Here is a 13,777-nt window from a genome sequence, read left to right on the forward strand (position 1 = left end):
TCCGATGTTCGTCGGCGCAGTCTTCTTCCCGCTTCTCGGGGCCTGCATCTCGGGCTTCCTGAACCGCTGGATCGGCGTGAAGGCCTCCATGTGGGCCACCGTGATCTGCATGGCGCTGGCCGCGGCCTGCGGTATCGCGGCCTTCTTCCAGGTCGCGATGGGCAGCCAGCCCACCACGGTCGAGATCTTCACCTGGATGGATGTGGGCGAGCTCGAATTCTCCTGGGCGCTCCGCTACGACACGCTGAGCGCGATCATGATCGGCATGGTCACGACCATCTCGACCCTGATCCACCTCTACTCGATCGGCTACATGTCGCATGACGCGACGCCGCCGCGCTTCTTCGCCTATCTCTCGCTCTTCACCTTCATGATGCTCATGCTGGTGTCCGCCGATAACCTGGTCCAGCTCTTCTTCGGCTGGGAGGGCGTGGGCCTCGCGAGCTACCTTCTCATCGGCTACTGGTACGACCGCGAGAGCGCGAATGCTGCGGCCATGAAGGCCTTCATCGTGAACCGCGTGGGCGACGTCTTCTTCATGCTCGGCATGGCGCTGACCTTCCTCACCTTCGGCACGCTGGAGTTCGACGCGATCTTCGCGGCGGCCTCCTCCAAGGTGGACGCGACCTTCATGGGCATCCCCTCGCTGGAGCTCATCGGCCTGCTCCTCTTCGGCGGTGCCTGCGGCAAGTCGGCCCAGCTCGGGCTGCACACCTGGCTGCCGGACGCCATGGAGGGCCCGACGCCCGTCTCCGCGCTGATCCATGCGGCGACGATGGTGACGGCCGGCGTGTTCCTGGTCTGCCGCATGTCGCCGGTGATGGAATACGCACCCTTCGCGCTCGGCGTCGTGACGGTGGTGGGCGCTTCGACCGCGCTCTTCGCCGCGACCATCGGCTGCGTGCAGAACGACATCAAGCGCATCATCGCGTATTCGACCTGCTCGCAGCTCGGCTACATGTTCTTCGCCGCCGGCGTGGGGCTGTACCAGGCGGCGATGTTCCACCTCTTCACGCACGCCTTCTTCAAGGCGCTGCTCTTCCTCGGCGCCGGCTCCGTCATCCACGCCATGTCGGACGAGCAGGACATCCGGAAGATGGGCGGCATCTGGAAGAAGATCCCGGTCACCTACACGGTGATGTGGATCGGCTCGCTGGCGCTGGCCGGCATCCCGATCTTCGCGGGCTTCTACTCGAAGGACGCGATCCTGGAGGGCGCCTTCGGTGCGCACAGCACGGTGGGCATGTACGCCTTCGTCTGCGGCATCGTCGCGGCCTTCCTGACGGCCTTCTACTCCTGGCGCCTGCTGATCCTCACCTTCCACGGTGCGCCGCGGGCGGATCACCACACCATGGAGCACGTGCACGAGAGCCCGGCGGTGATGCTCATCCCGCTAATCCTGCTCGCCACCGGCGCGGTCTTCGTCGGCATGGTCTTCGCGCCCTACTTCATCGGCCACGACCACGAGCACTTCTGGAATGGCGCGATCTTCAACCTCCCGGCCAAGCACATGATGGAGGCGATGCACCACGTCCCGCACTGGGTGCCCAACCTCGTGCTCACGGTCGCGGTGAGCGGCATCGTGCTCGCCATCATCCTCTACGGCTTCTTCCCGAAGGTGCCGGGGCGGATCGCGGCGGCGGTGCCCGGCCTGTACCGCTTCCTGCTGAACAAGTGGTACTTCGACGAGCTGTACGACGCGATCTTCGTGCAGCCGGCCAAGCGCCTCGCGAAGCAGCTCTGGCAGGTGGGCGACGTCCGCATCATCGACGGCATGCCCAACGGCGCGGCGAGCCTCGCCGCCGGGACGGCACGCGGCGTCGTGCGGCTCCAGACGGGGAGGGTGGCCAACTACGCCTTCGCCATGATCATCGGCCTCGTGGTCTTCGTGACCCTCTTCCTGATGGGGCGCTGACCCATGAACGCCGCGGGTTTCCCGATCCTTTCGCTTCTGACGTTCCTGCCGCTTCTCGGCGTCGTCATCATCATGAGCATCCGCGGCGATGACGCCGTGGTGGCGAGCAACGCCCGCTGGACGGCGCTCTGGACCAGCCTCGTGGTGCTGGTGCTGTCGCTGATCCTCTGGTTCCGCTTCGACAAGTCGACGGCGGACTACCAGTTCGTCGAGCAGGTCTCCTGGCTGCCGGATTTCGGCATCGCCTACCTGATGGGCGTGGACGGCATCTCGGTGCTTTTCGTGCTGCTATCCACGCTGCTGACCCCGCTTTGCGTCATCGCCTCCTGGGAGTCGGTGCAGAACCGGGTGCGCGAGTACATGATCGCCTTCCTCATCCTCGAGACGATGATGGTCGGCATGTTCTGCGCGCTGGACTTCATGCTCTTCTATATCTTCTTCGAAGGCGTGCTGATCCCGATGTTCCTCATCATCGGTGTCTGGGGCGGCCCGCGGCGCGTCTACGCCTCCTACAAGTTCTTCCTCTACACGCTGCTCGGCTCGGTGCTGATGCTGCTGGCGATCATCGCGCTCTGGTATCAGGCGGGGACGACGAACATCCCCGAGCTGTCGGAGTTCGACATCCCCTTCAACATGCAGGTGTGGCTCTTCCTCGCCTTCTTCGCCTCCTTCGCGGTGAAGGTGCCGATGTGGCCGGTGCACACCTGGCTGCCCGACGCGCACGTCGAGGCGCCGACGGCGGGCTCGGTCATCCTGGCCGGCGTGCTGCTGAAGATGGGCGCCTACGGCTTCCTGCGCTTCTCCATCCCGCTGCTGCCGGAAGCGAGCGCCTATTTCGCGCCCTTCATCTACGTGCTGAGCATCGTGGCGGTGGTCTACACCAGCCTCGTCGCGCTGGCGCAGCAGGACATGAAGAAGCTGATCGCCTACTCGTCCGTCGCCCACATGGGCATCGTGACGCTCGGCATCTTCACCTTCAACCAGCAGGGCATCGAGGGCGCGCTCTTCACCATGCTCTCGCATGGCGTGGTCTCGGGCGCGCTCTTCCTCTGCGTGGGCGTGGTCTACGACCGGCTGCACACGCGTGAGATCGCGCGCTACGGCGGCGTGGCCAAGGTGATGCCCGCCTATGCGATGATCTTCATGCTCTTCACCATGGCGAGCGTGGCGCTGCCGGGCACGGCAGGCTTCCCGGGCGAGTTCCTGGTGATCGTCGGTGCCTGGGCGGTGAACCCCTGGGTGGCGGTAGGCGCGGCGACCGGCATGGTGCTCGGTGCGGCCTATATGCTGACGCTCTACCGGGGCGTGGCCTTCGGGAAGCTGACCAAGGCCGACGTGAAGGCGATGCTCGACGTCAGCCCGCGCGAGGTTGCGGTCTTCGCGCCGCTCATGGTGCTGGCGCTGTGGATGGGCATCTACCCGCAGTCCTTCCTTTCCTTCTTCTCGGTGACCGTCTCGCAGATGGTGCAGCAGCACCAGGCCGCGATCGGCGCCGCCTCGCGCGTGGCAGGCCTCTGATGAACTGGACGATCGCCCTTCCGGAACTGGCGCTGGCCATCTGCGGCCTCGTCATCCTCGTGGCCGGCGTCATTCCCAAGCGGGATACGACCTTCGGCTGCACCATGGGCGTCATCGGCGCCTTCGTGCTGACTGGCGTCCTGGTGGTGAGCCAGGGCGAGGGCACGGGCTTCGGCGGCCAGTATGTCGCCGATGCCTTCTCCGCCTTCATGGAGGTGCTGGCGCTGGGCGCCGCGGCGGCAAGCCTGCTGCTGGCCCTGGACTGGAACGAGAAGCAGGGCCTGACCCGCTTCGAATTCCCGATCCTGGTGCTCTTCGCCACGCTCGGCATGCTGGTGCTGATCTCGGCCAACGATCTGATGAGCCTCTATCTGGGGCTCGAACTCATGTCGCTGCCGCTCTACGTGCTGGCCGCCATCGACCGGGACAATCCGCGCAGCGCCGAGGCGGGGCTGAAGTACTTCATCCTGGGCTCGCTGGCCTCGGGCATCCTGCTCTACGGCGCGTCCATGGTTTACGGCTTCGCGGGCACCACGAATTTCGACCGTCTGGCCGATGCGTTGTCGGCCTCCGAGGGCGTGTCGCAGGGCGTCGTGATCGGCATCATCTTCATCATCGCCTCCATCGCCTTCAAGCTGGCGGCCGTGCCGTTCCACATGTGGACGCCGGACGTCTATGAGGGCGCGCCCACGCCGGTCGCGGCCTTCTTCGCCTCGGCGCCGAAGGTGGCCTCGGTGGCGTTGCTGGTTCGGGTGCTCTCCGGGCCCTTCGGCGATGTCGTGGGGCAGTGGCAGCAGGTGATCGTGCTGTCCTCGCTGCTGTCGATGGCGCTCGGCGCCTTCGCGGCCATCGGGCAGAAGAACATCAAGCGCCTGATGGCCTATTCCTCCATCGGCCATATCGGCTTCACGCTGATGGGCCTGGCGGTGGGCGGCGAGGCCGGCCTTCGCGGCGTCCTGCTCTACATCGCCATCTATATCGCCATGAACCTCGGCGCCTTCGCCGTGCTCATCGCCATGCGCCGCAACGGCCGCGCCGTCGAGGGCGTGGACGATCTCGCCGGCCTCGGCCGCACGGATCCGGCCATGGCGCTGGCCATGGCGATCTTCATGTTCTCGATGGCGGGCATCCCGCCGCTGGCCGGCTTCTTCGCCAAGCTCTACGTGCTGCTCCCGGCCGTGGAGCAGGGCTTCTGGATCCTGGCGGTGGTGGGCGTGCTGTCCTCGGTCGTCTCGGCCTACTACTACCTGCGCATCGTGAAGGTCATGTACTTCGACCAGGGCGCCGAGGGCTTCGACCCGCGGCCGGCCGGTCTGTCCGTGGTGCTGGCGGGGACGGGCGCCTTCACGCTCTTCTTCTTCCTCTTCCCGGCCGCGGTGCTCGACGCCGCGCGGCAGGCGGTGATGGCCCTGATCGGGTGAGCGGATCCTTCCGCCTCCAGATCCACGACCTTCTCCCCAGCACACAGACCCTCGCGGCCGAACTGGCCGAGGATGGCGAGGCCGCCGGCCTTGCCATCCTCGCCCGGCGGCAGAGCCAGGGCAGGGGGCGGGCCGGAAGGGCCTGGACCTCGCGCGAGGGGAATCTGCACATCTCCATCCTGCTCCGGCCCCAGGGTCCGGCGCGGGAGATCGCGGGCCATGCGCTACTCGCGGCCGTCGCCCTGCACGAGGCGGCCGCGCATCACGCCCCGGGCCGGGCGCTCCGCCTCAAATGGCCCAACGACCTGATGGAGAACGGCGCGAAGATCGCCGGAATCCTCACGGAAGCTTCGCTCGACCCCGCCGGTGGCATCGCGCATCTCATCATCGGCATTGGCGTGAACCTCGCCTATGCGCCGGAGGTCGAGGGGCGCGAGACCGCGTGCCTCGGTCCCATCCGGCCCGAGGATTTCGCGGAAACCTTGCTGGAGCGCCTCGCACACTGGCATGCCGTCCAGGCCGCCCAAGGCTTCGCGCCCATCCGCGCCGCCTGGATCGAGCGTGGACCTGAGCGCGGATCACGCCTGATCTTGCGGCAGGGCGACAAGCCCGTAACAGGCCGCTACGAAGGGCTCGCCGAGGATGGGGGGCTCCTCCTGGCCCGCGAGGGCCGGGTCGAGGTCCACCATGCCGGGGAGATCATCGGGGACGGACATGCTTCTCGCGATTGATGCGGGCAACACCAATGTGGTGGTCGCCATTCACGACGGGGTCGAGTGGCGCGGCCGCTGGCGCATCGCGACGCGCGCGGACCGCACCAGCGACGAATACGCGGTGTGGCTGCTCACGCTCATGCAGCATGTGGGGCTGAAGACCCTGGACGTGGACCGCTGCGTCATCGGCACCGTGGTGCCGGCCGCGCTCTACAACCTGCGGCGCCTCTGCCGCGACTGGTTCGACTGCGAGCCGCTGATCGCGCGCTCGATCCTGGACTGGGGCTTCAAGATCAAGGTGGACCAGCCGCAGGAGGTGGGCGCCGACCGCCTGCTCAACGCGCTGGCCGCCCATTACCACTACAAGGGCCCGCTGATCGTCATCGACTTCGGCACCGCCACCACCTTCGACGTGGTGGACGAGGAAGGGTCCTACCTGGGCGGCGTCATCGCGCCCGGCATCAACCTTTCGATCGAGGCGCTGCACCGTGCCGCCGCCCGGCTGCCGCGCATCGGCATCGGCCGGCCGCAGTCCGCGATCGGCCGCAACACGGTCTCGGCGATGCAATCCGGCATCTTCTGGGGCTATGTCGGCATGATCGAGGGGATCGTCACCCGCATCCGCAACGAGGCCGAGTTCGCCTCCATGAAGGTGGTGGGTACCGGCGGCCTCGCGCCCCTGCTGGCCGAGGGCACCACCATGATCGAGCGGATCGACACCGATATCACGCTGGAGGGGCTTCGCCTGTTGGCAGCGCGTAACCCCGCCCCCATCTCTTCCCGAGAGACTGAGTGAACCTCCCAGACCCCATGAACGATTTGGCCTTCCTCCCGCTCGGTGGCACGGGCGAGATCGGCATGAACCTCAACGTGTACCGCTGCGACGGCAAGCTGCTCGCGGTGGATTGCGGCATCGGCTTCGGTGGCCCGGACAATCCGGCCGTCGACGTGATGGTGCCCGATCCCGCCTGGCTGTCCGAGCGCAGCGAGGATCTGCTCGCCGTCGTCATCACCCATGCCCATGAGGACCATGTGGGCGCGGTCGCGCATCTCTGGCGCAGCCTGCGCTGCCCGGTGATCGCGGGGCCCTTCGTCTCGGCGGTGCTGCGGCGGAAGCTGGCCGAGGCCGGGCTCGGCCAGGATGTCGAGCTCATCACCGTGCCGCTGCCCAGCCGCCGCACGGTCGGGCCCTTCGATATCGAATTCCTCCGTGTCACCCATTCGGTGCCCGAGGCCTGCGCGCTCGCCATCCGCACGCGGCACGGCACCGTGCTGCACACGGGCGACTGGAAGCTCGATCCCCACCCGCTGCTGGGCCCGCCGACCGACGAGGCCGCCTTCGCGCGCCTCGGCGAGGAGGGTGTGCTCGCCATGGTGGGCGACAGCACCAATGCCATGGTGGAGGGCCATTCGGGCAGCGAGGGCGAGGTGCGGCGCAACCTCCAGGCGCTGATCCGCGGCCTGAAGGGGCGCATCGCGGTCACCTGCTTCTCGACCAATCTCGCGCGCATCGAGTCGATTGCCCTGGCGGGTCAGGCCGCGGGGCGGGACGTGGCGCTCTTCGGGCGCTCGCTGCGCAATGCCGTGCAGGCGGCGCGGGAATGCGGCTATCTCGAATCCGTCCGCGACTTCGTGACCGAGGAGGAGGCGGGCTTCCTGCCCGACGACAACCTGCTGGTCATCTGCACCGGCAGCCAGGGCGAGCCGCGCTCGGCGCTGGCCAAGATCGCGGCCGACACGCACCCGAACCTCTCGCTGGGCGAGGGGGATACGGTCATCTTCTCCAGCCGCATGATCCCGGGCAACGAGCGCCTGATCCTGCATGTGCAGGACGAGCTGACGCGGCGCGGCTGCAAGGTCATGACGGCGGACGACCATGCGGTCCACGTCTCCGGCCACCCGGCGCGCGATGAGTTGCGCCGGCTCTACAGCCTGGTGAAGCCGAAATACTCGGTGCCCGTGCATGGCGAATGGCGCCACCTTTCCGAGCATGCCGGGCTTGCCCGCGAATGCGGCTCCCATCCGGTGCTGATCGAGGATGGCGACATCCTGCGCCTCGCGCCTGGGAAGGTGGATGTGGTGGACAGCGCGCCGGTCGGGCGGCTGGCCGTGGATGGTAGCCGCCTGCTGCCTCTCGAGGGCGCGGTGATGGGCGCGCGCAAGCGCATGCTCTTCAACGGCGTGGTGGTGGCGAGCCTCGCGGTGGATGAAGGCGGCCGCGTCGTGGGCCGGCCCCGCGTTTCCGCTCCCGGACTTTTCGATTCGGAAGGGCCCGAGCCGGAGCAGATCGCCGACGAGCTGGCGCGCAGCCTGGGAGACCTGCCCAAGGGCCTCCGCAAGGAGGATGAGGCGTTGACCGAGGCGGCGCGGGCTGCGCTTCGCAAGGCGATCGGCCGCCGCGTGCGCAAGCGCCCGAACGTGGAAGTGCATCTGCTGCGGGTCTGACCCCGTGACCTGGAGCGCGTGATGGGCTGGTTTCTGGGCTTTGTCGTCTATTCGCTGATCTGGTGGACCATTCTCTTCGCGGTCCTGCCGATCGGCGTGCGTCCCGATGCGAAGGGCGATCTGGAGGCCGGCGGCTGGCGCGGCGCGCCGGAGCAGCCGCGCATCGGCCGCAAGGTGATCTGGACCACCGTTATTTCCGCTGTGATCTGGCTGGCGATCTACGCCTTCATCGAAAGCGACCTGATCAGCTTCCGAGACACCTGGCTGGCGATCCCAGACTAACTGCCTGCACAAAGAAAAGGCGACTGTCTGGGCTCCCCCGGACTGCCGCCTCTATTTTGGGCATCCATTGGCTGGAAGCCCCTTTTTTCGCCGTCTGAGACGCCCTTTGGCGTTGAGCCTTCGGAGCGCTTTGCGGCAATCTTTCAGTCAGAGAGAGGGCTTTCCTCTTTCTGCCGTGTGACTGGCGTTTCCTCCCTAAACTTGGGCCGCTCCCTCTTACGGGGGGTGGCCCTTTCTTTTCTTTGGCGGAACCCAGACCCCTTTGCAAGACATTTTCTTAAGGCTTCCGCATGGTGCGGCGCAGCAATATTACGTGCCGCGGCTGGGCGTATCGGCAGGGGAGAAACTCGGTTAGTTTCCCGCGCCCTATCGATCGCCTGAGGAATCCTGGCCTTGCGTCTGACCCGTGCCTTCCTGCCCACGCTCAAGGAAACGCCCGCCGAGGCGCAGATCGTCTCCCATCGGCTGATGCTGCGCGCGGGCCTGATCCGGCAGACCTCCGCCGGCATCTACGCCTGGCTCCCGGCGGGCTGGCGCGTCCTGCAGAAGGTCACGCAGATCGTGCGCGAGGAGCAGAACCGCGCGGGCGCCCAGGAAGTCCTGATGCCCACGATCCAGTCGGCCGAGCTCTGGCGCCAGTCCGGCCGCTACGAGGACTACGGCAAGGAGATGCTGCGCATCACGGACCGCCATGAGCGCGAGATGCTCTACGGCCCGACCAACGAGGAGATGATCACCGACATCTTCCGCAGCTACGCCACCAGCTACCGCGACCTGCCGCGCAACCTCTACCACATCCAGTGGAAGTTCCGGGACGAGGTCCGTCCCCGCTTCGGCGTCATGCGCGGGCGCGAGTTCCTGATGAAGGACGGCTATTCCTTCGACCTGACGAAGGAGGCCTCGGAGCACTCCTACCGGCAGATGTTCCTGGCCTACCTCCGCACCTTCCAGCGGCTGGGGCTGAAGGCCGTGCCGATGCGCGCCGACACCGGCCCGATCGGCGGCAAGCTCAGCCACGAGTTCATCATCCTGGCCGAGACGGGCGAGAGCACGGTCTTCTACGACACGAAGTTCGACGAATTCGACTGGGCCGGCACGGAAGTCGGCTACGACGACGTGGAGGCGCTGAATAGCTTCTTCGAGCAGGTCACCTCCATGTACGCGGCGACCGACGAGATGCACGACGAGGCCGCCTGGGCCGCCGTCCCGGCCGCCAGCCAGCGAGAGGGCAAGGGCATCGAGGTCGGGCACATCTTCCATTTCGGCACCAAGTATTCGGAGCCGATGGGCCTCTCCGTCGCCGGGCCGGACGGCAATACGGTGGTGCCGCAGATGGGCAGCTACGGCATCGGCGTCTCGCGCCTCGTGGCTGCGCTGATCGAGGCGAACCACGACGAGAACGGAATCAAGTGGCCGGATGCGGTGGCGCCCTGGAAGCTCTCCATCCTCAACCTCAAGGTGGGAGACGCCGCCTGCGACGCGCTTTGCGAGAAGCTGCACGCCGCCTTTCCGGACGACGCCGTCTATGACGACCGCGGCGAGCGCGCGGGCGTGAAGTTCGCCGATGCCGACCTGATGGGCATGCCCTGGCAGGCCATCGTCGGGCCGCGCGGCGCGGCCGCGGGCAAGGTGGAGCTGAAGCGCCGCGCGACAGGCGAGCGCGAGGAGCTCTCGCTCGAAGACGCGCTGGCCAAGTTGCGCGCCTGATGTTCGGAGCCTTCGAGCGGGCGGTGGCCGCGCGCTACCTCATGTCGCGCAAGAGCGACCGCTTCACGGCGGTCATCGGCACTTTCTCGCTCGTCGGCATCATGCTGGGCGTGGCGACGCTCATCATCGTGATGTCGGTGATGGGCGGGTTCCGGCAGGAGCTGCTGGGCCGCATCCTTGGCCTCAACGGCCATCTCGGCGTCTATTCGGCCGAGCGCGGCAACCTGCGCGAATTCGACGCCGTCGCGGACGCCATCCGGGGCCTGCCCGGCGTGGTGAGCGCGACGCCCATCGTCGAGGGCCAGGTGCTGCTGACGGGGCAGGGCAACAGCGCCACCGGCGGCCTCGCGCGCGGCATTCGGCCCGAGGATCTGCGCGCGAAGTCGATCATTGCGAACAATATCCGCGCGGGTTCGCTCTCGGATTTCGACGGCGAGGACGCGGTGGCCATCGGCACCCGGCTGGCCTACCGGCTGGGCCTCGGCATCGGCGACAAGATCACGCTGATCAGCCCGCAGGGCCGCGCGACGGTGATCGGCACGGTGCCGCGCCTGCGCTCCTATACCGTGGTCGCACTCTTCGAGGTCGGGCTGAACGAGTACGACAGCAGCTACGTCTTCATGCCGCTGCCCGCCGCGCAGATCTACTTCCAGACTGGCGATGCGGCGACGCAGGTCGAGGTCTTCGTGCAGGATCCCACGCGCGTCAGGCTGGTGAACAACGAGATCCGCCGCGCCATCGGCAACCGCCCGGTGCGAATCGTGGACTGGCAGGATTCCAACAGCAGCTTCTTCGCGGCGGTGCAGGTGGAACGGAACGTGATGTTCCTGATCCTGACGCTGATCATCATCGTCGCCGCCTTCAACATCATCTCCTCGCTGATCATGCTGGTGAAGGACAAGGGACGCGACATCGCGGTGCTGCGGACGATGGGCGCCACGCGCGGCGCCATCATGCGCATCTTCCTGATGTGCGGCGCCTGGATCGGCGTGACGGGGACGCTCGCGGGCTTCATCGTGGGCGTGCTCTTCTGCTGGAACATCGAGAGCATCCGCCAGTTCATCCAGATGCTGAGCGGCACGGACCTCTTCAACGCGGAGATCTACTTCCTGACCCAGCTTCCCGCGGTGCTGGACTGGCACGAGGTGACGCAGGTGGTGGTGCTGGCGCTCTCGCTCGCGCTGCTGGCGACGATCTATCCCAGCTGGCGGGCGGCCAAGACCGACCCTGTGGAGATGCTTCGCAATGAGTAGTGCGCCGCTGGAGCTGCGCGGCGTCCAGCGCCGCTACAAGACCGAGGCCGCGACGCTGGAGGTGCTGAAGAGCGCCGACCTCGTGCTGCGCCCGGGTGAGATCGTCGCGCTCGTCGCGCCCTCGGGCACGGGCAAGTCCACGCTGCTGCATGTGGCCGGGCTGCTGGAGCGGCCGGACGGCGGCGAGGTCTTCGTTGACGGCCAGGCCGCCGGCACCCTCTCCGACGACGCGCGGACGGCCATCCGCCGCAACACGATCGGGTTCGTCTACCAGTTCCATCACCTGCTGCCGGAATTCACGGCGCTGGAGAATGTGGTGCTGCCGCAGTTGGCGGCCGGTGTCTCGCGCCCCGCGGCGCGGGATCGGGCGGCCGCCATCCTGGGGCAGTTCGGGCTTTCGGGGCGGCTCGATCACCGGCCGGGCAAGCTGTCGGGGGGCGAGCAGCAGCGCGTGGCCATCGCACGCGCGCTGGCCAACGCGCCGAAGGTCCTGCTGGCGGACGAGCCGACGGGCAACCTGGACGTCGCCACGGCCGAGCTGGTCTTCGAGGAGCTGCTGCGCGAGGCGCGGGAGCGGAACCTGGCGGCGCTGATCGCCACGCATAATCCGGCACTGGCGGCGCGGATGGACCGCACCGTGACGTTGCGTGAGGGCGGGGTGGTCGCGGCCTAGGCCTTCCTCAGCGCCAGCGTCACTCCGCCCAATACCAGCGCCATCGCCACGGCCTCCCGCCATCCCAGCGGCTCGCCGATCCACACCGCCGCCGAGATCACGCCGAACAGCGGCACCAGCAGCGTCCCTGTCGCGGCCGTCTGCGGCGGCAGGCGGCGCAGCGTTTCGAACCAGGTGACGTAGCAAAGGCCCATGGGCACCAGCGTCATGTAGATCAGCACGCCCCAGCCGGCGGGCGTCAGGTCGCCCCAGCTCGGCCGCTCCACCAGGAAGCCCCAGGCCAGCATGGGCAGGCAGCCCAGGCCCACCTGCCAGGCCGCGGAAGTCATGGGCGAGATGGGCAGCGGCTTGCGGTTCAGCACCGCGCCCAGCGCGAAGAACACCGCCGCGCCGAGCGCGAAGAGGATGCCGGGCAGCTTCTCGGCGCCCAGGGAGAAGCCGTCGCCGCCCAGCAACACGCCGATCCCGCCGAAGCCCAGCACCAGCGCCGCGCCCTGGCGCAGCGTCGGCGGCGTGCCGAGCAGCGGCCAGGCCAGCAGCGTGGCCCAGAGCGCCATGCTGTAGATCAGCAGCGCACCCTCCGAGACGCGCAGCCACACCATGCAGAGCGTGCCGAAGCCCATCCAGGCGACGACATTGGTGAAGGTCGCGAAGAGCAGGCGAGGCACCGCCTCGCGAGGTACCGACAGCTTCTCCCCCGCGCGCCAGGCCAGCGCCGCCAGGATGAGCCCGGCCACCACGCCCGCCACGCCGCGCGAGGCCAGCGGCGGCCATTCCCGCAGCAGGATCTTCATGCCGGGCCAGTTCAGCGCCCAGCCGGCCGTGGTCACGACCAGCAGCAGCAGCCCGGCGCTGCGCCCGCCCATCCTATTGGAAGACGATATTCGCCTCACGCACGATGCTTTTCACCACCTCGCGCTCGGCCGTCAGGCGCGGGCCGAAGCTATCGGGGTCGGCCTCCGCCGCGTCACTGCCGATGGTCGCCATGCGCTCGCGCACCGTGGGGTCGATGGTCGCGTGATTGCAGGCGGCGGCCAGCTTTCGGATCACGGCGGGCGGCGTGCCGGCGCGGGTGAAAACGCCGGTCCAGCTGGTCACGTCGAAGCCGGGAAAGCCGGCTTCGGCGATGGTCGGGATGCTCCTGTCGCCGCGCCGGATGCCGCTCGTCACCGCGATGGCCCGCGCCTTGTTGTTGTGCAGCACCGGCGCCAGCGAGTTGTAGCTGAGGATGCCGGCTTGCAGCGTGCCGGCCATCATGTCGCGCGAGACGTCGGCCCCGCCGCGATAGGCGACGTGCTCCAGCGGAATATTCGCGCGCTTGGCCAGCAGCGCGCCCGCCAGATGGCCGATGCTGCCGATGCCTGGCGTGCCGTAGGGCAGGGGCTCGCGCGCCCCGCGCAGCTTGGCGATGAGCGCGGGCAGGTCCGCCACGCCGAGCTCGGGTGCGACGCCGAGCACATAAGGCTGCTCCGCCACCACGCCCACGGGCGCGAAGGCCGTCTCGTAGTCGAAGGTGAGGCCGCGGACGGCCAGCGGCACGATCAGGAAGGCCGCGGCGTCGAAGAGCATGGTGTAGCCATCGGGCACGGCACCCGCGACCACGCCCGCGCCGATGGAGCCGCCCGCGCCCGAGCGGTTCTCGATCACCACCGGCTGGCCCAGGAACTCCGACATGCGCGGCTGCATGATGCGCGCGATCGTGTCGGCCTGGCCGCCCGCCGCATAAGGCAGCACCACGCGGACCGGGCGGTTGGGAAAGTCGCCCGCTTCCTGCGCCAGCGCGGGGCGCAGGGCGGGCGTGGCGAGCAGCGCGCCTAGCGCGGCACGGCGTGTGGGCAAGGCAGCCTCCC

Annotated in this window: 12 protein-coding genes; 10 read left to right on the forward strand and 2 right to left on the reverse strand. The window is 68.0% G+C overall.

Annotated features, from left to right (window positions below):
* The first annotated feature begins 4 nt into the window (after window positions 1-4).
* The 10 genes from nuoL to WJM96_RS18395 all read left to right on the forward strand — a co-directional run bounded on the left by nuoL (window position 5) and on the right by WJM96_RS18395 (window position 11,927).
* The gene (nuoL, locus tag WJM96_RS18350) at window positions 5-1,915 is read left to right on the forward strand and encodes an NADH-quinone oxidoreductase subunit L (RefSeq protein WP_424813982.1); all 1,911 of its coding nucleotides are present in this window, start codon (window positions 5-7) and stop codon (window positions 1,913-1,915) included.
* Between the two features lie 3 nt (window positions 1,916-1,918).
* Window positions 1,919-3,433: an NADH-quinone oxidoreductase subunit M gene (locus tag WJM96_RS18355; protein WP_424813983.1), complete on the forward strand. Its 1,515-nt coding sequence runs from the start codon at window positions 1,919-1,921 to the stop codon at window positions 3,431-3,433.
* Window positions 3,433-4,854, forward strand: a complete 1,422-nt coding sequence (gene nuoN / locus WJM96_RS18360) for an NADH-quinone oxidoreductase subunit NuoN (protein ID WP_424813984.1) — start codon at window positions 3,433-3,435, stop codon at window positions 4,852-4,854. The genes WJM96_RS18355 and nuoN overlap by 1 nt, the downstream gene beginning before the upstream one ends.
* Complete coding sequence (locus WJM96_RS18365; protein WP_424813985.1) at window positions 4,851-5,585, forward strand: biotin--[acetyl-CoA-carboxylase] ligase; 735 nt, start codon at window positions 4,851-4,853, stop codon at window positions 5,583-5,585. Before nuoN ends, WJM96_RS18365 begins: the two co-directional genes overlap by 4 nt.
* Complete coding sequence (locus tag WJM96_RS18370; RefSeq protein ID WP_424813986.1) at window positions 5,569-6,363, forward strand: type III pantothenate kinase; 795 nt, start codon at window positions 5,569-5,571, stop codon at window positions 6,361-6,363. The genes WJM96_RS18365 and WJM96_RS18370 overlap by 17 nt, the downstream gene beginning before the upstream one ends.
* A 14-nt stretch (window positions 6,364-6,377) precedes the next feature.
* A complete protein-coding gene (locus tag WJM96_RS18375; RefSeq protein WP_424813987.1) occupies window positions 6,378-8,012 on the forward strand; it encodes a ribonuclease J in 1,635 nt (544 codons plus the stop codon).
* A 21-nt stretch (window positions 8,013-8,033) separates the two neighbouring features.
* Complete coding sequence (locus WJM96_RS18380) at window positions 8,034-8,294, forward strand: DUF1467 family protein (RefSeq protein ID WP_424813988.1); 261 nt, start codon at window positions 8,034-8,036, stop codon at window positions 8,292-8,294.
* 393 nt (window positions 8,295-8,687) lie between these two features.
* Entirely contained in the window at window positions 8,688-10,001 is a 1,314-nt protein-coding gene (gene proS, locus WJM96_RS18385) for a proline--tRNA ligase (RefSeq protein ID WP_424813989.1), read from the forward strand.
* On the forward strand, window positions 10,001-11,254 hold the full coding sequence (locus WJM96_RS18390; protein WP_424813990.1) for a lipoprotein-releasing ABC transporter permease subunit: 1,254 nt from the start codon (window positions 10,001-10,003) through the stop codon (window positions 11,252-11,254). The genes proS and WJM96_RS18390 overlap by 1 nt, the downstream gene beginning before the upstream one ends.
* Window positions 11,247-11,927: an ABC transporter ATP-binding protein gene (locus WJM96_RS18395; RefSeq protein ID WP_424813991.1), complete on the forward strand. Its 681-nt coding sequence runs from the start codon at window positions 11,247-11,249 to the stop codon at window positions 11,925-11,927. The genes WJM96_RS18390 and WJM96_RS18395 overlap by 8 nt, the downstream gene beginning before the upstream one ends.
* On the opposite strand, the gene WJM96_RS18400 is transcribed toward WJM96_RS18395, so the two are convergent.
* Window positions 11,924-12,793 (reverse strand): DMT family transporter, encoded by an 870-nt coding sequence (locus WJM96_RS18400; protein ID WP_424813992.1) that lies wholly within the window; start codon window positions 12,791-12,793, stop codon window positions 11,924-11,926. The genes WJM96_RS18395 and WJM96_RS18400 overlap by 4 nt on opposite strands.
* 1 nt (window position 12,794) lies before the next feature.
* Window positions 12,795-13,766: a Bug family tripartite tricarboxylate transporter substrate binding protein gene (locus WJM96_RS18405; RefSeq protein WP_424813993.1), complete on the reverse strand. Its 972-nt coding sequence runs from the start codon at window positions 13,764-13,766 to the stop codon at window positions 12,795-12,797.
* Window positions 13,767-13,777: the final 11 nt, after the last annotated feature.

The sequence above is a fragment of the Roseococcus sp. YIM B11640 genome, from assembly GCF_049727625.1.
Lineage (GTDB): Bacteria > Pseudomonadota > Alphaproteobacteria > Acetobacterales > Acetobacteraceae > Roseococcus.

What these genes read in the sequence shown, in the direction of transcription:
- WJM96_RS18375 (WP_424813987.1), top strand. Translation starts at nt 6,378, where the DNA reads ATGAACGATTTGGCCTTCCTCCCGCTCGGTGGCACGGGCGAGATCGGC.
- nuoL (WP_424813982.1), top strand. Translation starts at nt 5, where the DNA reads ATGTTCGTCGGCGCAGTCTTCTTCCCGCTTCTCGGGGCCTGCATCTCG.
- WJM96_RS18370 (WP_424813986.1), top strand. Translation starts at nt 5,569, where the DNA reads ATGCTTCTCGCGATTGATGCGGGCAACACCAATGTGGTGGTCGCCATT.
- WJM96_RS18390 (WP_424813990.1), top strand. Translation starts at nt 10,001, where the DNA reads ATGTTCGGAGCCTTCGAGCGGGCGGTGGCCGCGCGCTACCTCATGTCG.
- WJM96_RS18380 (WP_424813988.1), top strand. Translation starts at nt 8,034, where the DNA reads ATGGGCTGGTTTCTGGGCTTTGTCGTCTATTCGCTGATCTGGTGGACC.
- WJM96_RS18400 (WP_424813992.1), bottom strand. Translation starts at nt 12,793, where the DNA reads ATGGGCGGGCGCAGCGCCGGGCTGCTGCTGCTGGTCGTGACCACGGCC.
- nuoN (WP_424813984.1), top strand. Translation starts at nt 3,433, where the DNA reads ATGAACTGGACGATCGCCCTTCCGGAACTGGCGCTGGCCATCTGCGGC.
- WJM96_RS18395 (WP_424813991.1), top strand. Translation starts at nt 11,247, where the DNA reads ATGAGTAGTGCGCCGCTGGAGCTGCGCGGCGTCCAGCGCCGCTACAAG.
- WJM96_RS18355 (WP_424813983.1), top strand. Translation starts at nt 1,919, where the DNA reads ATGAACGCCGCGGGTTTCCCGATCCTTTCGCTTCTGACGTTCCTGCCG.